Below are 21,832 nucleotides of genomic sequence, written 5' to 3' on the forward strand. Positions count from 1 at the left end.
TTAAGTACAACGTGTAGCGCCGCGTCAGTTCAGGTAAGGGGACCAGGAAGGTTCTCTGACTTCGCCTTGTGCGGTAGGAAGCGGGAGCCTTACGCGTCCATTAATGGACACGAGCATCAAGACTCCCCGGCCCTGCTGGCGGGTGGCGTAGATTACCATGGTGCCGTTGGGCGCAACAGTAGGTGACTCGTCCAGAGTGCTATCAGTGAGGATCTTTACACTACCTCGCTGCAAATCCTGGGCCGCCACCTTGAAATTAGTGAAGCCATCCTGGCGGTGAATCATCACCAGGGTCTTTTCATCAGCCGAAAGTTTAGGGTTGGCGTTGTAGTTACCAATAAAGGTCACACGTTCCGCACCGCCACCACCGACGCTGGTTTTGTAGATCTGTGGCTTGCCGCCACGGTCGGAGGTGAAGTAGATGGTCGAACCATCCTTACCCCAGAACGGTTCGGTGTTGATGCCGGGACCGTTGGTGACGCGAGTGATCTGACGCGAACCCAGGTTCATCACGTAGATGTCCGGGTTACCGTCTTTCGACAACACGAACGCCAGACGCTGACCATCCGGCGACCAGGCTGGCGCGCCATTCAGGCCTTCGAAGTTGGTGATCTGCTCACGGCGACCGGTGTCGATGTTCTGCATGAAAATACGCGGACGCTTCTGCTCGAACGAGACGTAAGCGATGCGCTTGCCATCCGGTGCGAAACGCGGCGACAGGATCGGCTCGCGCGATTGCAGCAGGGTCACGGCGCGAGCACCGTCATAGTCCGAGCGTTGCAGTGTGTAGCGCGTGTTCTTCTCGGAGAAACGTTCGGCCGTCACGTACAGAAGTCGTGTCGAGAACGCACCTTTGATACCGGTGAGTTTTTCGAACGACTGGTCGGCGATGTAGTGCGACATGTCGCGCAGTTGATCGACGCTGCCCGACACGCTGCCGGTCAGCACTTGCTGCTCGGTGGCGACGTTGAACAGAGCATATTGAACCTGCAGGCGACCGCCCGCTGGCACGATGCTGCCGACCATAATGTACTGAGCGTTGATAGCCTTCCAGTCGCGGAAAATGATTTCGCTGGCCTGGCTCGGCTGGCTGATCATGTTCTGCTTTGGAATCGGCGCGTAGTAACCCGAATTGCGCAGGTCGTTGCCGATGATCTCGGCCATGTCGTCCGGCAGTACGGTGCCGCCCTGGAAACCGAATGGCACTACGGCAATTGGAGTTGCCTGGGAGCTACCACTGCTGACCAGGATATTTTTTTCATCTGCGGTGGCCAGTCCTGCAAAGCAGAACATGACTACAAGCAGTCCTCGAAGAAGGTTTCTCACAAGGCTAGATCCTCAGGTGTGAATGTCATCTTGAATGAACGATAGGGTGCGAAATCAGCTGGCTTCAGACCCTGCATTTCGGTCAATCGACCAATATTTTTTACCGCCGCTACCGCTGAACTGTCGAACGGTGCATCACCGCTGGACTTGGCAACCGATACGCCGGAGATTGTGCCGTCAGGCAGCATGTTGATTTGCAGGATCACCTTCATGCCCTTGCGGGCCGACGGTGGCTGCGCCCAACCTTCAGAAGCACGCGAGCGAATCAGATCGTCGAAGTTACCCGCGACTTCATCACCCTGTTCATCCGCCAAGGCCTGCTGACGTTCCGTCGTGTCGGAAAGCAAATCTGCCAGGGCCTGAGCCTTTTTCTCATCGACGGATTTACGTGCCGCTTCCTGCGATTTCTTCTTCGCAGCATCGGCAGCAGCTTTCTTCTTCGCGTCTTCGGCGACTTTCTTCTTCGCCTCTTCAGCTTCAGATTTCTTCTTGGCGTCTTCCGCGGCTTTCTTCTTCGCGTCCTCGACAATCTTTTTCTTCGCTTCTTCAGCGGCCGCTTTCTTGGCCTCTTCTTCAGCAGCTTTCTTGGCTTCTTCTTCAGATTTCTTCTTGGCTATATCAGCCAATTGTTTCTCTTCGACCTTTTTGGCTTCGGCGGTCTTCTTCGCTTCATCGGCTTTCTTGGCTTCATCAGCCTTTTTTGCCTCATCCGCTTTCTTGGTCTCGTCGGCCTTCTTGGATTCTTCGGCTTTTTGAGCCGCATCTTCCTTCTTTTGTTCCGCGGCCTTGATCGCTTCCTGTTCGATCTTTTTCTGTTCCATCTGTTCGACTTCGGTCTGACGCGCGGCAGATTTCTTCGCTTCACCCGCAATCTTCTGATTGGTCTGGGTGGTCGCCTGACTTTTCGATTTCAGCTGGTACAAGGTCGCCTGGACAATCGGCTTGGCCGGCGGCAGCTCCGGTGTGAAGGCGAAACTGACGAACAGCATGCCGAACACCAGCACGTGCAAGACAATCGCCAGGACACTAGGCCAGAAGTAGCTTTCCGAGGCGGACGGCTCTCGCATTTGCTGCATCAGGGTGCCTCGGTAATCAAGCCAACATTACCGACCCCGGCTTTCTGCAACCCGCCCATGGCGCCCATCACGGAACCGTAATCGACGGTCTTGTCGCCGCGAATGAACACCTGGGTGCGCTTGCCGCCTTCAGTCCCGGCGCGAATGATCTTGGTCACCGCGTCAGTCATCTGCGGCAAGGTCATGGCCTTGTCCTGTTGCTTTTCAGTGTCGACTTCGCTGCCAAGGTTCCAGTAGTAGGTCTTGTCAGACTTGATCGAAATGGTCAGGACCTGGGTGTTGTTGTCCTGCGGCAAGGCTTCGCTGGAAACCTTGGGCAGATCAACCTTCACGCCCTGATTGAGCATCGGAGCGGTCACCATGAAGATGACCAGCAGCACCAGCATCACGTCGATGTAAGGCACCACGTTCATCTCGGCAACCGGCTTGCGCTTTTTGCGAGCTCGAGCGATTAAAGCCATTGGAAATTACCTGCTTATTCTTCGCTGGTGTGCACTTTGCGGTGCAGGATCGCCTGGAATTCATCGGCGAAGGTGTAGTAACGGCCCAGCAGGGTTTCACTGCGAGCAGCAAAACGGTTGTAAGCGATAACGGCCGGGATGGCCGCGAACAGGCCGATCGCGGTGGCGATCAGTGCTTCGGCGATACCCGGAGCCACAGTGGCCAGGGTCGCTTGCTGGGCAGTGGCCAGGCCACGGAAGGAGTTCATGATCCCCCAGACGGTACCGAACAGACCGATGTACGGGCTGACGGAACCGACGGTGGCGAGGAACGGCAGGCTCTGTTCGAGCTTTTCTTCTTCGCGGGAAATGGCGACGCGCATGGCACGGGCCACGCCTTCCATGACCGCTTCCGGGTCAACGCCTGGCTGCTGACGCAGACGGGAGAATTCCTTGAAACCGGCACGGAAGATCTGCTCGACGCCCGAATCCGGATCAGGGTTGCTGCCGGCCTGACGGTAGAGTTTGGACAGGTCGATGCCGGACCAGAAGCGCTCTTCAAAGCTCTCCAGGGCACGTCGACCGGCACGCAGCAGGTTGCTGCGCTGAAAGATCATGATCCATGAGGTCACCGATGCGGCTACCAGGATCAGCATTACCAGTTGCACCACGATACTGGCATTGCTGACCAGGCTCCACATGGAGGAATGGTCGACGACGTTAGCTTCCACGCTTTATCTCCTGCTTTGAGTGTGTACCCGCGCCGCTCACGTCGGCGAAGGCCGCTCGTAGAGCTTCGGGAATGGCCCGGGGTTTTAAACTTTCAGTGCGCACACAGGCCACCAGAAACTGCCCTTCGCAGAGCAGCACATTATCCGTGGCTCGCCTGACCTGCTGTTTGAAGCGCAGGCTGACACGGTTCAATTCGATTACTTCAGCGCTTACCAGAAGCTCGTCGTCCAGTCGCGCCGGCGCGTGGTAACGCGCTTCGCTGGAATGCACGACAAACAACAGGTCCTCACCTGCCAGCGCCGACTGGGCAAAACCCAGATCCCGGAGCCGCTCGGTTCGAGCCCGTTCCATAAACTTGAGGTAATTGACGTAATACACGATGCCGCCCGCATCGGTGTCCTCGTAATAAACGCGACAACGAAGTGCGAACGGCTCAAGCCCGTTTTGCGCGCGCATACTCTAGTGCTTACTCCTCAGGTTGCCAATCCGGCCAGGCAACTGTTTTTCATTGATTCGCGGCTTTCTGGTGAAAGTACGGTCCTCAGACCGCACAAACTCCGAATAAATCAGCGCGCAAAGGTGATTAATCGTCTACGGCATCAAGGAACTCGTCTACCACGGGCATCTCGCCCAATCGTGACGGAATGTTTAAACCGAAATGCAAATACGCGTGCCGGGTAACAACCCGCCCCCGCGGCGTACGCATGATGTAGCCCTGCTGAATCAGGTACGGCTCCAGCACGTCTTCAATGGTGTGGCGCTCTTCGCTGATCGCCGCCGCCAGACTGTCCACGCCGACCGGCCCACCGTCGAACTTTTCGATCATGGTCAACAGCAGACGCCGATCCTGATGATCGAAGCCACGTTCGTCGACATCCAGCAGGTTCAAGGCCAGGTCGGCGATCGGTTTGGTGATGTGGCCCTTGGCACGAACTTCGGCGAAATCCCGAACCCGGCGCAGCAAGCGGTTGGCGATCCGCGGGGTGCCACGGGCACGCCGGGCGATCTCAAAGGCGCCTTCCGGGTCCAGCGGCAAGCCGAGGATGTTCGCCGAACGGCTGACAATCGTTGCCAGGTCGGCGGTGTTGTAGAACTCCAGACGCTGGACGATGCCGAACCGGTCGCGCAATGGGTTGGTCAGCATGCCGGCGCGGGTCGTCGCACCCACCAGGGTAAACGGCGGCAGATCCAGCTTGATCGAACGCGCGGCCGGCCCTTCACCAATCATGATGTCGAGCTGGAAATCTTCCATGGCCGGGTACAGCACTTCCTCGACGATCGGTGACAGCCGATGGATTTCGTCGATGAACAGCACGTCGTGAGGCTCGAGATTGGTCAACAGCGCCGCCAGATCGCCCGGACGCTCAAGCACCGGGCCCGAGGTGCTTTTGATCGACACGCCCATTTCCTGGGCAATGATGTTGGCCAGGGTGGTCTTGCCCAGACCCGGCGGGCCGAAGATCAGCGTGTGGTCCAGGGACTCGTTACGCCCGCGGGCCGCCTGGATGAACAACTCCATTTGCTCGCGAACGGTCGGCTGCCCAATGTATTCCGCCAGGCTGACAGGACGAATCGCCCGGTCCTGGACTTCCTCGCGGTCGCGAGGGCCGGGCGTGGCGGCAATCAGACGATCAGCTTCAATCACTTAGATCATTCCCTTCAGGGCACGACGAATCATGTCTTCACTGCTCAAACCTTTCTCCTTGATCGCGGAAATCGCCTTGCTGGCTTCCTGCGGCTTGTAGCCCAGGGAAATCAGCGCGCTGACCGCATCATTTTCGGCGGTGGCGACCGGCGCCGTATCTGGCCCACCCGGCTGGTTCGGCACCAGGGCGAACATCGCCGGCACCGTTTCCCAAGCCTTGAAGCGATCCTTGAGTTCCACCAGCAAACGCTCGGCCGTCTTCTTGCCCACGCCCGGCACCTTGGTCAGCGCCGAGGTGTCCTGGGACTGCACGCAACGCACCAGCTCATCCACTTCCAGGCTCGACATCAACGCCAGGGCCAATTTCGGCCCTACACCATTGAGACGGATCAACTCGCGAAAAAAGTCTCGCTCACGCTTGCCGAAGAAGCCATAGAGTAACTGCGCGTCTTCGCGTACGACCAAATGGGTGTGCAAGGTCAGCGGTTCACCGACCGACGGCAAGCGATACAGCGTGGTCATGGGCACTTCCAGCTCATACCCCAGACCGTTTACATCCAGAATCAGGTGCGGCGGCTGTTTCTCAGCCAGTGTGCCGCGCAAGCGTCCAATCACGTTTCAGATCCTTGAGCGTTGGCCAGATCAATGACTGGCGACTGACAGAACAAGGGTTTTGCGCCGGCAACACAGGCGCAAAACCCTCATTCCCTAAAAATGACTGCTGATGCTATCAGAGACGCAGGCGCCCGCCACGACTGCGTGCCGTTCCCAGGCCATGGGGCAACAGGCTGGAACGGGTATGAGCATGACAAATGGCAATGGCCAGGGCATCCGAGGCATCGATTTGCGGCTTGCTGGTCAGTTTCAGCATGTGCATGACCATCATCTGCACTTGCTCTTTATTGGCTGCGCCAGTGCCGGTAACCGCTTGTTTGACCTGGGTCGCGGTGTACTCGGCGATCTCCAGACTTTCTTCGGCACCCGCCACAATCGCAGCGCCCCGGGCCTGACCGAGCTTGAGGGCGGAGTCGGCATTGCGCGCCATAAAGACTTTTTCAATGCCCATGGTCACCGGGCCGTAAGTCTGGATGACCTCACGCACACCGCGATAGACGATTTGCAGACGTTCATGCAACTCGCCGGACCCGGTGCGAATGCAGCCCGACGCCACGTACACACAGCCACGGCCGGTATCACGTACCACGCCATAACCGGTGATGCGCGAACCGGGGTCGATACCAAGAATTAAAGTCATAACGCCCGCAGCTTAAAAGGGTGAGGCTTGCTGATGACACATTACGCGAAAGCGACCCGACCTGTAGGAGCCGGCTTGCTGGCGATGGCGGCCTTAAGGCAGCGTAAGACTTGAGGGCCTCATCGCCAGCAAGCCGGCTCCTACAGATCTTCGTGAGCCCTTAACCGAGCTGTGCGGCCACCGACTCTGGAATATCCGCGTTGGAGTAGACGTTCTGCACGTCATCCAGGTCTTCGAGCATGTCGATCAGCTTGAGAACCTTCTCGGCGCCTTCCAGATCCAGTTCGGCACTGGTGGTCGGCAGCATCACGATTTCCGCGTCATCGCCTTTGAAACCCGCTGCTTCCAGCGCGTTACGCACGGAGTAGAAGCCGGCGAACGAGGTGAACACGTCAATCGAGCCGTCTTCATGGGTGACCACGTCATCGGCATCGGCGTCCATGGCCGCTTCCATCAGCGCGTCTTCATCAATGCCCGGCGCGAAGGAAATCTGTCCCTTGCGTTCGAACAGATACGCCACCGAACCGTCGGTGCCGAGGTTGCCGCCGCACTTGCTGAACGCATGGCGAACAGCCGCCGCGGTGCGGTTACGGTTGTCGGTCATGCACTCGACCATCACCGCCACGCCGCCCGGGCCGTAGCCTTCGTAGCTCAGCTCGACCATGTCGTCGGTATCGGCAGCACCGGCACCGCGGGCGACTGCGCGATCAATGATGTCGCGACTCATGTTCGCGCCAAGGGCCTTGTCCAGCGCCAGACGCAGGCGCGGGTTGGAACCCGGATCACCGCCGCCCTGACGGGCAGCAACGGTCAGTTCACGAATCCACTTGGTGAAAATCTTGCCCTTCTTGGCATCCTGACGTTCTTTGCGGTGCTTGATGTTCGCCCACTTGGAATGACCCGCCATATCTCGCTCCGAATTCTCTTTGAAACATTGCCCGCCACACACGGAGTGCCGGCCAGCAACAAAAAAATCTCGACCTAAAGAAAAGGCGCATCCAAAAAGGATGCGCCTTTGCGGTCAGCCTTACTCAGCCTTCGGCGTTTCGCGCAAACGAATGTGCAATTCGCGCAATGCCTTGGCATCTACAACACCCGGAGCTTGCGTCATCACGTCGGCAGCACTCTGGGTTTTCGGGAAGGCGATCACTTCACGGATCGACTGGGCGCCGGTCATCAGCATGACCAGACGGTCCAGACCGAAGGCCAGGCCACCGTGTGGCGGCGCGCCATACTTCAGGGCGTCGAGCAGGAAGCCGAATTTCTCTTCCTGTTCCGCTTCATTGATACCCAACAGGCGGAACACCGTCTGCTGCATTTCCTTGCGGTGGATACGGATCGAACCGCCACCCAGCTCGGTGCCGTTCAGGACCATGTCGTAGGCACGGGACAGAGCGGTCGCCGGGTTGGCTTCCAGTTCTTCCGGGGTGCACTTCGGCGCGGTGAACGGGTGGTGCAAGGCGCTGAAGCTGCCGTCGTCGTTCTCTTCGAACATCGGGAAGTCGACGACCCACATTGGCGCCCACTTGCAGGTCAGCAAGTCAAGGTCGTTGCCGACCTTGATCCGCAGCGCACCCAGCGCTTCGCTGACGATCTTGGCTTTGTCGGCGCCGAAGAACACGATGTCGCCATCGACCGCGCCAACACGATCGAGGATCACGTTGAGGTTGGCTTCAGGGATGTTCTTGACGATCGGCGACTGCAGGCCTTCAACGCCTTTGGCGCGCTCGTTGACCTTGATGTACGCAAGGCCCTTGGCACCGTAGATGCCGACGAACTTGGTGTAGTCGTCGATCTGCTTGCGCGGCATGCTCGCCGCGCCTGGTACGCGCAGGGCGGCGACACGGCATTTCGGATCGTTGGCAGGACCGCTGAAGACCTTGAAGTCGACTTCTTTCAGCTGGTCGGCAACGTCCACCAGTTCCAGCGGGTTACGCAGGTCTGGCTTGTCGGAACCGTAACGACGCATGGCCTCTTCGAAGGTCATGTGCGGGAACTCACCGAATTCCAGATCCAGCACTTCCTTGAACAGGTTGCGGATCATGCCTTCGGTAAGGCCCATGATGTCTTTTTCATCGAGGAAGCTGGTTTCGATGTCGATCTGGGTGAATTCAGGCTGACGGTCGGCACGCAGGTCTTCGTCGCGGAAGCACTTGGCGATCTGGTAGTAACGGTCGAAGCCGGCCACCATCAGCAGTTGCTTGAACAGCTGCGGCGATTGCGGCAAGGCGAAGAACGAACCGGCGTGAGTACGGCTCGGGACCAGATAATCACGTGCGCCTTCAGGCGTAGCACGGGTCAGGATCGGCGTCTCGACGTCGAGGAAGCCGTTCTCGTCCAGGTAGCGGCGGATGCTGGTGGTCATGCGCGAACGCAGACGCAGCTTCTCGGCCATTTCCGGGCGACGCAGATCAAGGAAGCGATAACGCAGGCGGGTTTCTTCGCCGACGTCGGAGTACTCGTTCAACGGGAACGGAGGGGTTTCCGATTCGTTCAGCACTTCCAGCTCGTAGCCCAGGACTTCGATCATGCCCGACGCCATGTTGGCGTTGGTGGCACCGGCCGGACGCAGGCGAACCTTGCCGGTGATCTTCACGACGTATTCGCTGCGCACACGATCGGCGGCGGCGAAGCTCTCGGCGCGGTCCGGGTCGAACACCACCTGGGCCAGACCGTCACGATCACGGATATCGAGGAAAATCACCCCACCGTGGTCACGGCGACGGTGAACCCATCCGCAAAGGGTAATTTCCTGGCCTTCCAGGGCTTCGTTCAGTTGGCCGCAATAATGGCTGCGCATCATGGTAGTGGTTTCACTTCTCGTAATTCGAAATTCGGTTGGAGGCCTTGCAGGTGTTGCAAGAGCTCGCGCGTAGTCGTTCAACTCAGGTTCCAGACCTTAGTCAGCTTTGTCGCCGCCGGCCAGATTCTTCTTGGAACCGGTCTTGAAATCGGTTTCGTACCAGCCGGTGCCGCTCAGGCGGAAGCCCGGCATGGACAGCATCTTTTTAAGCTCTGGCGCCTGGCAGGCAGGGCAGTCGACCAGCGGTGCTGCGCTGATCTTTTGAATGGCTTCCAACTGATGACCACAGGAAGCACATTGATAGTCGTACATCGGCATGGGGGTTGTCTCGGCGATCAGGTTGCTACCGCGCACGCTGGGTTTTGCGGCAAAGAGCGGGATTATATCCATTAAATGCAGCCTGTGCAGCCGTAAGACTGCACAGACCGACACTCTGCCCGATCCACCGTCGTGACTAGGGCATTACGGCACAGCCACCTTCTTTCAGGCTGTGCACGACGCAGACAACCCGCACCAGCCCGGTGAAGTTCTTGACCCCGCCATGACGCAAGTGCACTTCGCGGTCCACATGGGACAGCAGCGCACTGACCGTACAGCAATTGACCTTGGCCATATCGCCCAGAATATCCCAGTACACCTGCTCAAGCCGCAAGCAGGTGGCGAAGCCATTCAATCGCACCGACCGGGACAACGGCTGGGCCAGCCCCATATCAAATTCGCTGACAAACGGATCAATCCTTATGTCCTTGACCGGACCGACCCTCCCCTCGCTTCGCCTGTCTCCATAATCCATATCGCTGACACTCCTTTGTCATCCTTGGCTTCTGTAAGAGCACTCTCGGAGGCCTTATAAAAGCGCAGGCGCAAAGGTATATCCAGATGACTTTATGACCATCGACGTAGGATAAGCCAACAGCTGAAGGGCGATCATGGAGAGCGTCCTAGGCCGGCCATTTTCCTACGCAACCAGACGAGATTTAACGAGCGCAAAAGCGATTTGAGGAAGTCAAAGACCGCGAACAACGCCCGATGGGCATCATTCGCGTACTGACGATATTACTGATCCAGCAGTGACCGCAGCATCCATGCGGTTTTTTCGTGGACTTGCATGCGCTGGGTCAGCAGGTCAGCCGTCGGCTCGTCGCTGACTTTTTCCAGCAGCGGAAAGATCCCGCGCGCCGTACGTGTCACCGCTTCCTGCCCCTCGACAAGCTGCTTGATCATGTCTTCAGCGCTGGGCACGCCGGCTTCTTCCTTAATAGAAGACAGCCGCGCATAAATCGAATAGGCGCCTGGCGCAGGAAACCCGAGGGCGCGAATGCGCTCGGCAATCGAATCGACGGCCAGGGCCAACTCGTTGTATTGCTCCTCGAACATCAGGTGCAGGGTCCGAAACATGGGACCGGTGACATTCCAATGGAAGTTATGGGTTTTCAAATACAGCACATAAGTGTCCGACAGCAGACGCGAAAGCCCGTCGACGATGGACTTGCGGTCTTCTTCACTGATACCGATATCGATTGCCATGTTTATCCCCTAAAGGTGATGAGTTCATCCAACAGGTGCAGGACCACTCTAGCAAGCCTGCCACCCCCTCGCAGCCCGGGATTGCACAATGGCCTGCGACAAATCGCCCCGCGAAGCACCGCCGGACTGCCTGATTTGAGTAGCTGCAGGCTTTGCTGTTAAATAGGCAGTGTGTCGCGACCGCCTATTTTCCGGGGGCTGCGCATAGGCTGGTACCGGGTACGTGTCCAACGCCTCTTATTGTTCTGAAGCGAACCGTGCTCCATCAGCTCTTCCTTGTGATCCGTCTTAACGTGAGTTAATCAAAATGTTGAAAATCGTCCACCTGCTAATGGGCGCAGCAGCGCTGCTGCTGTCCTTCATCCCTAGCCTGCGATCCGAAGCAGTACCTTACCTGCAACAACCCGATGCGCTGTACCTGGCCTTTTTCGGCCTGCTCAACCTCACCCTTGCTCCCGTTATCCCTTACTGGAACAAAGGCCCACGTCATCAACTGCAAAACCTGGTCAGCGCCCTGCTGGTCCTGGCCGTCGTCCTGCAAACCCTGACGTTGCTCGCGCCAATGCCTGTCATTGCCGGTCAACCTGCCGTTCTGTTCAGCCTGGTAGCTGCCCTGATCGCCGTTCTTCTGCACCTGGCCATCAGCTTCTACAAATCTTCACCGGCCGCCGCCTCGCCAAGCTACGACATGAGCAACCGCGATACCGGCACCGTCAAGTGGTTCAACACCTCCAAGGGCTTCGGCTTTATTTCCCGTGATTCCGGCGATGATATTTTCGTGCATTTCCGGGCCATTCGTGGCGAAGGTCACCGTGTTCTGGTCGAAGGCCAGCGCGTGGAGTTCTCTGTCATGAATCGTGACAAAGGGCTGCAAGCCGAAGACGTGATCGCCGCATTGCCGCGTCGCTGATTCAAGGCTAAAAAAAACCGCGAGCAGCTAAGCTGTTCGCGGTTTTTTATTGCCTGCAGTTTCAATAGTGCGGCGGTGGCGCGTCTTCTTCGAAGGTTTCGAACTGGCCGGCCATTTCTTCCTGGCGCTTGAGCAATGCGGCCATTTGCAGCTGCAGGCGCTCAACGGCGCGCTGCTGCGTCGCCAGCACATCGCTCAATGACTGGATGGTGTCATCCTGAAACGCAAGTTGGCTCTCCAGATCGGTAACGCGATCTTCCAGGCTCATGATTCAACCCTCCAGAAACGTGAAGTCTTCGGTCAATACCAGACGTAGCCGCTCGCGAATGGTCGCGACCTGCTCTGCGCTGTAAGGCACGGCCGGGTGTTTACCCCAGACCGGGGCTGGCCAGGCGGCGTCCTCGCGTTTGCGCACAATGACATGCATGTGCAACTGACTGACGACATTACCCAGCGCCGCGACATTCATCTTGTCGGCTTCGAACGAATCCTTGAGCAACTGCGCCAGCGCGGTCGTTTCCTGCCACAGCTGCTGTTGATCTGCGACACCCAACTGAAATATCTCGCTGATAGCGTTGTGGCGTGGCACCAGGATGAACCAGGGGTAGTTCGAATCATTGGATAACAGCAGCCGGCACAGCGGGAAATCCCCGATCGGTAGCGTGTCTTGTTGAAGTCGTGGATCTAAAGCGAACACTCTGCGCACTCCCGCCTGGTCATCATTTTTCAGCTTAGCGCCCATCCAGAAGGGCTGCGCGCCAAGCGACAGGACGGCAGCATACCCGTGTTCACCGCTGGCATCACGCTGAACGGACGCCCCGAGATGAGCCATTTTTGATCGAGACGCACCAACACGGAACCGAAGATCGCACCCGAAAAGGCGAAATGACTGATATCCAATGAATAGTTTCAGCCGTAGCCATCAGCGCACTGTGTGATTTCTGCACAGTGATTAAGATTTTTTGCACCAAAACCGCACAGTGCGTCTACGCTGAGTGCGGCAGCATCCGTGAATTACTCACCGAAGGGGTGAACCGGTAACATTTTTGGTTGTCATGCGATCGATTTCACGGTTACAACACCATGCAATGCACGGCGTCAAGCGTACGAAGAACGCGCTCGAAGGCCCGGTTTTATGAGGTTTTTACAGCGACAGGCAGGTTTCCAGAAAAAAACAGCAGCAGAATTCTGGTTTGTGCACGCTTGTTGCATTCACACCCACATCGCCCTGGAAGCCTCCGCTGGAAGTGGAAGCTCCAAGGCAAATAAAAACAGTGGCAGGGTTGCCCAATGGAGATTCAAACGTTTCACCAGGGACTCTTTTTACCGATGCACAAGCCTTGGAAAACAACATTAAAGTTGCCAGTCCTATTGCGTCGAGGCTTTAAATTTGCGACATCTACCCAGCTGTTTGCGACAGGGTCGTAAAGAAGCTGCAAGGTTAGATACGCAAGTATCGCCAACATGTTCGGCGTGATATAAGTTTGCGCCGACACAAAAAGAAAGAGCCGCCCAGATAATAAATCAGGTGGGACGGCAGTACTCTTCTAAAAACCAAAGGAGCAAATCACGATGCGCGTGATGAAGTGGAGCATGATCGCAGTTGCTGTTGCAGCAGGCACCTCGCAGTTCGCAATGGCCTCTTCCCAGGAAGAATCCAAGGGTTTCTTCGGCGACCAAAGCCTGAAACTCAAAACCCGCTTTGAGTACATGAACCGCGATTACAAAAACGGTGCACGCAACAACGCAGACTCAGGCTATCGTCAGGACTCCGGTCTGAGCCAGTTGCTCACTTACGAGTCGGGCTTCACTCAAGGTACTGTTGGTTTCGGTCTCGACGCTATGGCGATGGGCTCGGTAAAACTGGACGGCGGTTCGGGTCGTCGTGGTAACGGCCTGTTCGCAGTCGATAGCGATAACAACCCTGAAAAATCTCAGGGCAAAGTTGGCGGTGCGGTCAAACTGCGTCTTTCCGACACTGTCCTGAAATACGGCCAGCAATTTGTTGCCAGCCCAGTATTCGCTACCGATGACAGCCGTCTGCTGCCAGAGGTTGCCACCGGTACCCTGCTGACCTCCAAAGAGATCAAAGGCCTGGAACTGAGCGCCGGTCGCTTCAACGCCCTGAGCGCCCAAACCGGCATGGGTCGTGACAGCATCGCCGGTCTGCCAGATGAAGATGGCAACCACGCCAAAGGCCTGAGCAAAAACATCAACATCTTCGGTGCCAGCTACGCCTTCACCGACAACTTCACCGGTGCCCTGGCTGCGTCGGATGCTGAAGAGTACTTCAAAAAGTACTACGTCAACCTGAACTACACCCTGCCAATCGCTGACAATCAGTCCCTGAACTTTGACCTTAACGGTTACAAAACTAAAGGCGACACACGCGGTGACCTGGTAGACGCCCTCGGCGACGGCCACCTGGGTGTGGACAACAACCTGTGGTCCCTGGCAGCTGCGTACAGCCTCGGCGCCCACAAGTTCACCCTCGGTTACCAGCAATCCAGCGGTGACAACGCTTACTACTATGGCGTTGACGGCAACGGCACCATCTTCGTTTCCAACTCCATTCAGATCTCCGACTTCGTGGGCCGCGAGGAGAAATCCTACCAAGCTCGCTACGACCTGAACATGGCGACCTACGGCGTACCTGGTCTGAGCTTCATGACCCGTTACGTAATGGGTAACAACATCAAAACCGACAACGGTTTGGGTGAAGGCAAGGAAAACGAGTGGAACATCGAGTCCAAGTACGTTGTGCAGGAAGGCCCGGCCAAAGACCTGTCTTTCCGTGCTCGTTTCGCCAACTACCGTGCAAACGGCGCCTACCAGAACTACTCGCGTGACAACTACGACACCCGTCTGATCATCGAGTACCCGCTGAACATCCTCTAATCAGGGTGTAAGACCGGAAGTACTGTAGAGCTTTGCTCTAATCAAAAACCGCTCACCTGATCAGGTGAGCGGTTTTTTTATGCCTGCACAATACAGAATTCGTAAGCAGGCTAACAACGTTCACATCAATAACATTAGCTAGCTAACTTCCCTCAGCGGCAGCCATAAAAAAACCCAAGCGTTTTATCGACGCTTGGGTTTGTGCATTTAACTTGACCGACCAGCCAAGTAAAAACGTTTTTACTGCGCTGCCGCTTCCTGAACCACGCGAATAACCCGCTGTGGAAAGGGAATATCAATACCGGCAGTTTTCAAACGATCCCGGGATTGTTCGTTAAACATGAACATCACGTCCCAGTAATCTGCTGTTTTTACCCAGACACGCAGCGAAACAGTGATCGAACTGTCGCCCAGCGTAGAAATGACTGCCTGCGGAGCCGGCTCAGTCAGAATACGTTCGTCCTTGGCCAGCTCCAGCAATACTTCCCGGGCCTTCTGCAAGTCCGCTTCGTAGTCCACACCCACATCAAACACTACTTTGCGGGTTGGCTGACGGTTGGTGTTGGTAATGATGCCGTTCGACAGGCTGCCGTTCGGGACAATGATGGTTTTGTTGTCCCCGGTGCGCAGCACGGTGTGGAAAATCTGAATGGCGTCAACCGTACCGGCCACACCTTGCGCTTCGATCCAGTCACCGATGCGGAACGGGCGGAACAGCAGAATCAGCACACCGCCGGCGAAGTTTGCCAGGCTGCCCTGCAACGCCATACCTATGGCGAAGCTCGCCGCAGCGATGGCAGCAACGAACGAGGTGGTTTCAATACCGATCATCGAAGCGACGCTGATAATCAGCAACACCTTGAGAATGATGTTGGCCACGTTGCTGATAAAGCTTTGCAGCGCCAAGTCGGCGCTACGCAAGGCCAGCAAACCGCCGAGCTTTTGCGTGACCTTGTTGATCAGCCACCAGCCGATGCCCAGCGTGATCACCGCCAGCAGCACACGACTGCCGTATTCCATGATCATCGGGATCCAGGCTTGGGATGCCTTGACCAGATTGTCTACTTCAGTATTCAAATCCATCTACTTTCTCCTGATTTCCGGCCATCCGGCACGCGAAAAAATAAGCGGCAGAAAAGACCCGCCGGGTTAGGCACAATCGAGGTGGGAGCGAGCTTGCTCGCGATAGCGGTGTGTCATTCAACGGTAATGTCGACTGATACGGCCTTATCGCGAGCAAGCTCGCTCCCACAGGTTCCACACCTGTAAGGTCAGTCGCGGAAGTTGTTGAACTGCAGCGGCATATCAAAGGTCTTGGCGCGCAGGGCCGCGATGGCTTCCTGCAAATCGTCGCGCTTCTTGCCAGTGATGCGCACTTGCTCGCCCTGAATGGAAGCCTGGACCTTGAGCTTGGCGTCCTTGACGTGAGCGACGATTTTCTTCGCCAGCTCTTTGTCGATGCCTTCCTTGAGGACCGCTTCCTGTTTCATCAGCTTGCCCGACGCGTAGGCGTCCTTGACCTCAAGGCACTGCACGTCGATCTTGCGTTTGACCAGGGAGAGCTTGAGGATCTCGATCATCGCTTCCAGCTGGAAGTCAGCTTCGGCGGTCAGGTTGACGGTCAGGTCCTTTTCCTTGAATTCAAAGGTACCCTTGCCTTTCAGGTCATAACGGCGATCGAGTTCCTTGACGGCGTTCTCGACCGCGTTGGTGACTTCGTGTTTGTCCAGTTCGGATACCACGTCGAACGACGGCATGTAATCTCTCCAATAAAAGGCGCGCTCGATAGCGATGGAGCACGCTTGGCTTGCGGTTAAAATCGGGCTCATTATAACGGGTCTTTTCCAACCGATACTGCGAGCCTCACATGCCTGCGCCAAACCGAGCAAAAAGTTGATGTCCACCACTTGGCATGTATTGGGCGCCGGCAGCCTCGGCACGTTGTGGGCCACCCGCCTGGCGCGGGCCGGCGTGCCGGTCCGGTTGATCGTGCGCGATGAGCAACGTTTGCAGGCATATCAGGCGGCTGGCGGGTTGACGCTGGTCGAGCACGGCGTAGCCAACACCTATGAGATCCCCGGTGAAACACCGCACAGCAGCGAGCCGATCCATCGTCTGCTGGTGGCCTGCAAAGCCTACGATGCCGAGAAGGCCGTTGCCCAACTGGCGCCGCGCCTGACGCCTGATGCCGAGCTGATCCTGTTGCAAAACGGTCTGGGCAGTCAGGACGCCGTCGCCGCGCAGGTTCCCCAGGCGCGTTGCGTATTCGCCTCCAGCACCGAAGGCGCGTTTCGTGATGGCGACTGGCGTGTGGTATTCGCCGGTCACGGCTACACCTGGCTGGGGGATGCCGGTCATCCGGTGGCGCCGATCTGGCTGGACGACTTGTCTGCCGCCGGTATTCCTCACGAGTGGAGCACCGAGATCCTGACAAGATTGTGGCGAAAACTGGCACTCAACTGTGCGATCAATCCGCTGACGGTGCTGCACGATTGCCGCAACGGTGGGTTGCAGGAACACCATTGCGAAGTCGCCACCCTCTGTGGCGAACTGACCGACTTGCTGGAACGATGCGGGCAACCGGCAGCGGCCGAGGACCTGCAACAGGAGGTCGAACGGGTGATCCATGCCACGGCGGCCAATTACTCCTCGATGCACCAGGACGTCGCGAGTCAGCGCCGAACCGAAATCAGCTACCTGCTGGGCTATGTCTGCAAAACGGCCTCGCGTCACCGGCTGAACCTGCCCCATCTCAATCAGCTTGAGTCGCGGTTGATCGCCCATCTGCACAGCCTTGGATTGCCCAGCGACTGAGCAGCGGCTACGCTGGCCACTTGTTCCTTTTCAGCGATGAACCTGATGCCATTGCGCCAGCGTCTCGAAAACCTTCCCGTCGGCCAGAAACTGCTGGCCGCCCTGCTCGTGCTGTTGATCACCATCCTGCTGGTCGCCAACCTGACCTTTATCAGCGCCGCGTATTACATCTCCCAGGAAAGCATGGCGCCCCAGGCCTTGCAGACCATCGGCCGCCTGGTGTCCAACCCGAGCCTGGTGGCCGACGCCTTGACGTCGAAGCAAAGCGCCGAACGCCTGCTCAACGAACTCAACAGTTATTCACCGCTGCGGGCGGCAGCCCTGTATGACGGGAAAGGTGAGCGCCTGGCGCAATTGCAGCACGGCGAAAAGCTGCACCTGCCGGATCGCTATCGGCACATCGAATCCTGGCAGGCCACCGAGTTTCGCAGCAACCAGGTGATCACCCTGCCCCGCCCCGGCACCGCACCGGGGCATTTGTTGTTGGTGGCCAGCAGCGAATTGCCGGTGGCGTTCTACACCGGGACCCTGACCGCCAGCCTGGGCATTCTGATCTTCAGCGTGCTGTTGTGGCTGGTGATTGCCCGGCAGATCAAACGCCTGATTACCCGGCCGATCCACCAGCTCGAAGAGTTGTCCCGGCAAGTGACCCGCGAAGAGAACTACGCCCTGCGCGCCTCCCGTGGCAACCACGACGAAATCGGCAGCCTCGCCGAGGCCTTCAACACCATGCTTTCGCGGATCGAAGCCCGGGAGCAGCAGCTCAAACGTGCCCGCGATGACTCCCAGGCCGCTTACGATCAGGCGCAAGGCCTGGCCGAAGAAACCCGCCACACCAATCGCAAACTGGAACTCGAAGTCCAGGTGCGCAGCAAGATCGAGAAGAAACTCACCGGTTTCCAGAACTACCTCAACAGCATCATCGACTCCATGCCGTCGGCGCTGATTGCCCTCGACGAGCAGCTCTACGTGACTCAGTGGAATCAGGAAGCCAGCGCCCTGTCCGGCACGCGTCTGGACGAAGCCTTGAACCAGCCGATCTTCCTCGCCTTCGAGCCGCTGAAACCGTTTCTGCCGCAGCTCAAGCAAACCGTCGAGCAGCACACGGTGGCCAAGATCGAGCGCGTCACCTGGTTCAAGGACGATGAACCCAAGCACTACGCCCTGACCTTCTACCCACTGATGGGCGGCGCCGGGCGCGGTGTGGTGATCCGGATCGACGACATCACCCAGCGCCTGTCGCTGGAAGAAATGATGGTGCAGTCGGAAAAAATGCTCTCGGTCGGGGGCCTCGCCGCCGGCATGGCCCACGAAATCAACAACCCGTTGGGCGCGATCCTGCACAACGTGCAGAACATTCGACGACGCCTGTCGCCTGATCTGCCGAAGAACCTCGAACAGGCCGAGCAAGCCGGCATTTCCCTGGAAACGGTCAACAGATACCTGCAAGCACGCGAAGTACCGCAACTGCTTGATGGCATTCAGCAGGCTGGCGCCCGGGCGGCGAAAATTGTCACCCACATGCTCAGTTTCAGCCGCCGCAGCACTCGGCAAATGGCCCCGTGCGACCTGCCGGCGCTGATCGATCAAGCGGTGGAAATCGCCGGCAACGACTTCGACCTGGCCATCGGTTTCGACTTCAAGGGCCAGGCGATCATCCGTCAGTTCGACCCGGCACTGGGCCCGGTGCCCGGCACGGCAAACGAACTGGAACAAGTGCTGCTCAACCTGCTGAAAAACGCCGCCCAGGCTATTCACCAACGTGAAGACGACCGCGAACCCGGGCGCATCATTCTGCGCACCCGGCTGAACCCGCCGTGGGCCGAAATCCAGGTCGAGGACAACGGCATCGGCATGAGCGAGAACGTGCGCAAACGCACCTTCGAGCCGTTTTTCACCACCAAGGAAATCGGTCAGGGCACGGGCCTTGGCTTGTCAGTCTCGTACTTCATCATCACCAATAACCACAAGGGACAGATGGAGGTGCAATCCACACCCGGCCAAGGCACCTGCTTCACCTTGCGCCTGCCGCTGGCGGGCAGCCCCGTCATCTCTCAAGAACTCAATCAGCTATCGAGGTAACCCATGGGCTTTCGCTTGTCGAAGATTTACACCCGCACCGGCGACAAAGGCGAAACCGGACTCGGCGATGGCCGCCGCGTGCCCAAGGACCACCCGCGGATCGAAGCCATTGGCGAAGTCGACACGCTGAACAGCCAGGTAGGCGTGCTGTTGGCCGGGTTGGCGGCAGAAAGTGCTGCGTATCCGGGTTTGAACGAGGTGATTGAGGTTTTGGCGCCCTGCCAGCATCGGTTGTTCGATCTGGGTGGCGAGTTGGCGATGCCGGTGTATCAAGCGCTGAATGCTGCGGAAATCGAACGCCTGGAATCGGCGATCGACGTATGGAATGAAGAGCTGGGGCCGCTGGAGAATTTCATTCTGCCGGGCGGTTCAGCGCTGATTGCGCAAGCCCATGTGTGCAGAAGCCTGGCGCGCAGCGCGGAGCGGCGGTGTCAGCATTTGAACGCGATTGAACCGTTGGCCGGGGTTGGGTTGGCGTATATCAATCGGTTGTCGGATTTGTTGTTTGTGGTGGCGAGAGTGATTGCCAAGCGCCAGGGGATTGCGGAGATTTTGTGGCAGCCGGCGGCTAAACCTCAGGAATAATCGGCAGATTCGAGGACGCCTTCGCGGGCAAGCCTCGCTCCTACGGAATCACCGCGATCCAATGTAGGAGCGAGGCTTGCCCGCGAAGAGGCCGGCAGCCTCACCGCAAAATCAAGCCTCAGGCCAAAACGCCCGAATCCCCGCCACACCTTGAGCTCCCGCCTCCCAGGCCTTCTGCTGTTCCGCCGGGCCAACACCACCGAGCAAGAACACCGGCTTGCTAAAGCCCTCGATCAGGGCCGCAGCCTGCTCCCAACCCAACGGCAGCGCATCCGGATGAGTCAGCGTCGGCTGCACCGGCGACAAGGTCACAAAATCCACCCCCATCTGCTCGGCCAGCGCCAGCTCTTCAGCGTTGTGGCAAGACGCCGCCAACCAGCGCGACGCCGGTAACGGTCGGCCCGCTGCCGCGTATTTACGCAACTGCGCCGACGTGATGTGCCAGCCTGCGGATGGGAAGTCGCCCAGCCACTCGAACGGCCCCTTAATCATCAACTGCGCCTTGCCGGCACACAGCCCTGCCGCATCCACCGCCAGATCCCGGTATTTCGGATCGTAGCCGTTGGGCGCGCGCAGCTGGATCAACTTGATGCCGCCAGCGATGGCTTTCTGGATACCGCGTAGCAGTGCCGGGGTTTCCAGGTCTTCCGGGGTAATCAGGTATTCGCCAGGCAACCGTGCAGCCGCAACGATCGGCTGGTTGGCTGCCGGGAATTCGTAGTTCAGCAGATCGCGCTGAGCCACCCATTCCAAAGGCTGGCCTTCGGCACCGTGGGGTTCGCCGGTAAAGGCCGAGACTTCCCAAACGTCCAGCAACACTTGCTTGTCCGGGTAATCGTGGCGGACTTTGATCAACGGTCGCGCGGCGCTGACCACAATGCCCAGTTCTTCCTCAAGCTCGCGAGCCAGGGCAGTTTCGACGGATTCGTCGTCCTCGACCTTGCCCCCGGGGAATTCCCACAGGCCGCCCTGATGCTGGGTGTCGGCACGGCGTGCGATAAGGATCTTGCCACTGTTGTCACGGATAACAGCGGCGGCTACGTGTACTCGTTTCACTGCCCGATCTCCTCCAGACCTGCCTTCTGCCAGGCCTTGAACGACGGCCATTGGTAGAGGGTTTCGACGTAGGCTTCGTCCACTGCCGGCAACTTCACCTGATAAGTGCGCAGGCGCACGGCAATCGGTGCGAAGAAGGCATCGGCGAGGGTCGCGCGGCCAAACAGGAATGGCCCGGACTCAGTCGCGACCGCACGGCATTCTGCCCACAACGCGAGCATGCGTTCGATTTCCGCCTGCACGTCAGGGGGCGTCGGCGACAGCGGTGCATCGCGGCTCAGATCGAACGGCATGTTGCCGCGCATGGCAAAGAACCCGGCGTGCATTTGCGCACAGGCCGAACGTGCCTGGGCACGGGCGGCGGTGTCTTTGGGCCAGAGACCGGCGTCGGGGAATCGTTCGACCAGGTATTCGGCAATCGCCAGGGAGTCGGCGATGGTGCCGTGTTCGGTTTTCAGCAGCGGGACTTTGCCGGTCGGCGAGTGCTTGAGCAGACGTTCACGGGTGTCCGGCTGATTCAGCTTGATCAGTTCTTCGGTGTAATGGGCGCCGGTGAGGTCAAGGGCCAGAGCGCCACGCAGGGACCAGGAGGAAAGCAGTTTGTCGCCGATGATCAGGTGGAGGCTCATGTTCGGGACCTTTTGAGAAGGGAAGCAGGCCAGATCTTCAGTGTCTGGTCGGCA

General features: G+C 58.1%; 24 protein-coding genes. 5 read left to right on the plus strand and 19 right to left on the minus strand.

From position 1 onward, the window contains the following. Positions 1-24: 24 nt before the first annotated feature. The 13 genes from tolB to ACYZT6_RS20530 form a co-directional block, all read right to left on the minus strand. A complete protein-coding gene (gene tolB, locus ACYZT6_RS20470) occupies positions 25-1,293 on the minus strand; it encodes a Tol-Pal system beta propeller repeat protein TolB (protein WP_462028396.1) in 1,269 nt (422 codons plus the stop codon). A gap of 29 nt (positions 1,294-1,322) precedes the next feature. Next, positions 1,323-2,402, minus strand: coding sequence for a cell envelope integrity protein TolA (tolA, locus tag ACYZT6_RS20475; protein WP_462028397.1), 1,080 nt, complete (start codon positions 2,400-2,402; stop codon positions 1,323-1,325). Next, positions 2,402-2,854: a protein TolR gene (gene tolR, locus ACYZT6_RS20480; RefSeq protein WP_162556275.1), complete on the minus strand. Its 453-nt coding sequence runs from the start codon at positions 2,852-2,854 to the stop codon at positions 2,402-2,404. Before tolR ends, tolA begins: the two co-directional genes overlap by 1 nt. Before the next feature lie 23 nt (positions 2,855-2,877). Further along, positions 2,878-3,573, minus strand: coding sequence for a protein TolQ (tolQ, locus tag ACYZT6_RS20485; RefSeq protein ID WP_008147369.1), 696 nt, complete (start codon positions 3,571-3,573; stop codon positions 2,878-2,880). Beyond that, complete coding sequence (gene ybgC / locus ACYZT6_RS20490; protein ID WP_222588172.1) at positions 3,563-4,030, minus strand: tol-pal system-associated acyl-CoA thioesterase; 468 nt, start codon at positions 4,028-4,030, stop codon at positions 3,563-3,565. Before ybgC ends, tolQ begins: the two co-directional genes overlap by 11 nt. 127 nt (positions 4,031-4,157) lie before the next feature. Next, positions 4,158-5,219, minus strand: a complete 1,062-nt coding sequence (gene ruvB / locus ACYZT6_RS20495; RefSeq protein WP_008147374.1) for a Holliday junction branch migration DNA helicase RuvB — start codon at positions 5,217-5,219, stop codon at positions 4,158-4,160. Continuing rightward, a complete protein-coding gene (gene ruvA, locus ACYZT6_RS20500) occupies positions 5,220-5,834 on the minus strand; it encodes a Holliday junction branch migration protein RuvA (protein ID WP_462021506.1) in 615 nt (204 codons plus the stop codon). 115 nt (positions 5,835-5,949) lie between these two features. Continuing rightward, the gene (gene ruvC, locus ACYZT6_RS20505; protein WP_008147379.1) at positions 5,950-6,474 is read right to left on the minus strand and encodes a crossover junction endodeoxyribonuclease RuvC; all 525 of its coding nucleotides are present in this window, start codon (positions 6,472-6,474) and stop codon (positions 5,950-5,952) included. A 160-nt stretch (positions 6,475-6,634) separates the two neighbouring features. Next, positions 6,635-7,381, minus strand: a complete 747-nt coding sequence (locus tag ACYZT6_RS20510; protein WP_462028398.1) for a YebC/PmpR family DNA-binding transcriptional regulator — start codon at positions 7,379-7,381, stop codon at positions 6,635-6,637. Positions 7,382-7,501: 120 nt separating this feature from the next. Further along, positions 7,502-9,277 (minus strand): aspartate--tRNA ligase, encoded by a 1,776-nt coding sequence (gene aspS, locus ACYZT6_RS20515; RefSeq protein WP_461955388.1) that lies wholly within the window; start codon positions 9,275-9,277, stop codon positions 7,502-7,504. Between the two features lie 96 nt (positions 9,278-9,373). Continuing rightward, positions 9,374-9,595: an FmdB family zinc ribbon protein gene (locus ACYZT6_RS20520; RefSeq protein ID WP_010457489.1), complete on the minus strand. Its 222-nt coding sequence runs from the start codon at positions 9,593-9,595 to the stop codon at positions 9,374-9,376. Positions 9,596-9,731: 136 nt separating this feature from the next. Then, positions 9,732-10,070, minus strand: coding sequence for a ribbon-helix-helix domain-containing protein (locus tag ACYZT6_RS20525; protein WP_131062266.1), 339 nt, complete (start codon positions 10,068-10,070; stop codon positions 9,732-9,734). A gap of 263 nt (positions 10,071-10,333) precedes the next feature. Continuing rightward, positions 10,334-10,804 (minus strand): Dps family protein, encoded by a 471-nt coding sequence (locus ACYZT6_RS20530; protein ID WP_461955390.1) that lies wholly within the window; start codon positions 10,802-10,804, stop codon positions 10,334-10,336. Between the two features lie 307 nt (positions 10,805-11,111). Between ACYZT6_RS20530 and ACYZT6_RS20535 the strand changes: the two genes are divergently transcribed. Then, positions 11,112-11,714 (plus strand): cold-shock protein, encoded by a 603-nt coding sequence (locus tag ACYZT6_RS20535; RefSeq protein ID WP_074879478.1) that lies wholly within the window; start codon positions 11,112-11,114, stop codon positions 11,712-11,714. 61 nt (positions 11,715-11,775) lie between these two features. Here the strand turns inward: ACYZT6_RS20535 and ACYZT6_RS20540 are convergent, their stop codons facing one another. Both ACYZT6_RS20540 and ACYZT6_RS20545 read right to left on the minus strand, forming a co-directional pair. Continuing rightward, positions 11,776-11,982, minus strand: coding sequence for a SlyX family protein (locus ACYZT6_RS20540; RefSeq protein WP_462028399.1), 207 nt, complete (start codon positions 11,980-11,982; stop codon positions 11,776-11,778). 3 nt (positions 11,983-11,985) lie between these two features. Continuing rightward, the gene (locus ACYZT6_RS20545) at positions 11,986-12,411 is read right to left on the minus strand and encodes an HIT domain-containing protein (protein WP_462028400.1); all 426 of its coding nucleotides are present in this window, start codon (positions 12,409-12,411) and stop codon (positions 11,986-11,988) included. Between the two features lie 875 nt (positions 12,412-13,286). Between ACYZT6_RS20545 and ACYZT6_RS20550 the strand changes: the two genes are divergently transcribed. Continuing rightward, positions 13,287-14,612 (plus strand): OprD family porin, encoded by a 1,326-nt coding sequence (locus tag ACYZT6_RS20550; protein ID WP_462028401.1) that lies wholly within the window; start codon positions 13,287-13,289, stop codon positions 14,610-14,612. Positions 14,613-14,852: 240 nt separating this feature from the next. On the opposite strand, the gene ACYZT6_RS20555 is transcribed toward ACYZT6_RS20550, so the two are convergent. Together ACYZT6_RS20555 and ACYZT6_RS20560 are read right to left on the minus strand one after the other, a co-directional pair. Then, positions 14,853-15,695, minus strand: a complete 843-nt coding sequence (locus tag ACYZT6_RS20555; protein ID WP_462028402.1) for a mechanosensitive ion channel family protein — start codon at positions 15,693-15,695, stop codon at positions 14,853-14,855. Positions 15,696-15,883: 188 nt separating this feature from the next. Continuing rightward, positions 15,884-16,369, minus strand: a complete 486-nt coding sequence (locus tag ACYZT6_RS20560; RefSeq protein ID WP_054045015.1) for a YajQ family cyclic di-GMP-binding protein — start codon at positions 16,367-16,369, stop codon at positions 15,884-15,886. A 139-nt stretch (positions 16,370-16,508) separates the two neighbouring features. Between ACYZT6_RS20560 and ACYZT6_RS20565 the strand changes: the two genes are divergently transcribed. The 3 genes from ACYZT6_RS20565 to ACYZT6_RS20575 are packed head-to-tail and all read left to right on the plus strand — an operon-like array spanning position 16,509 to position 20,093. Continuing rightward, positions 16,509-17,426 (plus strand): putative 2-dehydropantoate 2-reductase, encoded by a 918-nt coding sequence (locus ACYZT6_RS20565; protein ID WP_462028403.1) that lies wholly within the window; start codon positions 16,509-16,511, stop codon positions 17,424-17,426. 45 nt (positions 17,427-17,471) lie between these two features. Then, positions 17,472-19,508: a sensor histidine kinase gene (locus ACYZT6_RS20570; protein ID WP_462028404.1), complete on the plus strand. Its 2,037-nt coding sequence runs from the start codon at positions 17,472-17,474 to the stop codon at positions 19,506-19,508. 3 nt (positions 19,509-19,511) lie between these two features. Further along, on the plus strand, positions 19,512-20,093 hold the full coding sequence (locus ACYZT6_RS20575; protein ID WP_462028405.1) for a cob(I)yrinic acid a,c-diamide adenosyltransferase: 582 nt from the start codon (positions 19,512-19,514) through the stop codon (positions 20,091-20,093). 111 nt (positions 20,094-20,204) lie between these two features. Here the strand turns inward: ACYZT6_RS20575 and ACYZT6_RS20580 are convergent, their stop codons facing one another. After that, positions 20,205-21,149: a Nudix family hydrolase gene (locus ACYZT6_RS20580; RefSeq protein ID WP_462028406.1), complete on the minus strand. Its 945-nt coding sequence runs from the start codon at positions 21,147-21,149 to the stop codon at positions 20,205-20,207. Beyond that, complete coding sequence (locus tag ACYZT6_RS20585; RefSeq protein WP_462028407.1) at positions 21,146-21,778, minus strand: glutathione S-transferase family protein; 633 nt, start codon at positions 21,776-21,778, stop codon at positions 21,146-21,148. The genes ACYZT6_RS20580 and ACYZT6_RS20585 overlap by 4 nt, the downstream gene beginning before the upstream one ends. Between the last annotated feature and the right edge of the window lie 54 nt (positions 21,779-21,832).

The sequence above is a fragment of the Pseudomonas sp. RT6P73 genome (genome assembly GCF_054897715.1).

Coding starts and splice junctions, on each gene's coding strand:
- tolB (WP_462028396.1), bottom strand. CDS start 1,293: ATGTTCTGCTTTGCAGGACTGGCCACCGCAGATGAAAAAAATATCCTG.
- tolA (WP_462028397.1), bottom strand. CDS start 2,402: ATGCAGCAAATGCGAGAGCCGTCCGCCTCGGAAAGCTACTTCTGGCCT.
- ybgC (WP_222588172.1), bottom strand. CDS start 4,030: ATGCGCGCGCAAAACGGGCTTGAGCCGTTCGCACTTCGTTGTCGCGTT.
- ruvC (WP_008147379.1), bottom strand. CDS start 6,474: ATGACTTTAATTCTTGGTATCGACCCCGGTTCGCGCATCACCGGTTAT.
- ACYZT6_RS20510 (WP_462028398.1), bottom strand. CDS start 7,381: ATGGCGGGTCATTCCAAGTGGGCGAACATCAAGCACCGCAAAGAACGT.
- aspS (WP_461955388.1), bottom strand. CDS start 9,277: ATGATGCGCAGCCATTATTGCGGCCAACTGAACGAAGCCCTGGAAGGC.
- ACYZT6_RS20520 (WP_010457489.1), bottom strand. CDS start 9,595: ATGCCGATGTACGACTATCAATGTGCTTCCTGTGGTCATCAGTTGGAA.
- ACYZT6_RS20525 (WP_131062266.1), bottom strand. CDS start 10,070: ATGGATTATGGAGACAGGCGAAGCGAGGGGAGGGTCGGTCCGGTCAAG.
- ACYZT6_RS20530 (WP_461955390.1), bottom strand. CDS start 10,804: ATGGCAATCGATATCGGTATCAGTGAAGAAGACCGCAAGTCCATCGTC.
- ACYZT6_RS20535 (WP_074879478.1), top strand. CDS start 11,112: ATGTTGAAAATCGTCCACCTGCTAATGGGCGCAGCAGCGCTGCTGCTG.
- ACYZT6_RS20540 (WP_462028399.1), bottom strand. CDS start 11,982: ATGAGCCTGGAAGATCGCGTTACCGATCTGGAGAGCCAACTTGCGTTT.
- ACYZT6_RS20550 (WP_462028401.1), top strand. CDS start 13,287: ATGCGCGTGATGAAGTGGAGCATGATCGCAGTTGCTGTTGCAGCAGGC.
- ACYZT6_RS20555 (WP_462028402.1), bottom strand. CDS start 15,695: ATGGATTTGAATACTGAAGTAGACAATCTGGTCAAGGCATCCCAAGCC.
- ACYZT6_RS20560 (WP_054045015.1), bottom strand. CDS start 16,369: ATGCCGTCGTTCGACGTGGTATCCGAACTGGACAAACACGAAGTCACC.
- ACYZT6_RS20565 (WP_462028403.1), top strand. CDS start 16,509: ATGTCCACCACTTGGCATGTATTGGGCGCCGGCAGCCTCGGCACGTTG.
- ACYZT6_RS20570 (WP_462028404.1), top strand. CDS start 17,472: ATGCCATTGCGCCAGCGTCTCGAAAACCTTCCCGTCGGCCAGAAACTG.
- ACYZT6_RS20575 (WP_462028405.1), top strand. CDS start 19,512: ATGGGCTTTCGCTTGTCGAAGATTTACACCCGCACCGGCGACAAAGGC.
- ACYZT6_RS20585 (WP_462028407.1), bottom strand. CDS start 21,778: ATGAGCCTCCACCTGATCATCGGCGACAAACTGCTTTCCTCCTGGTCC.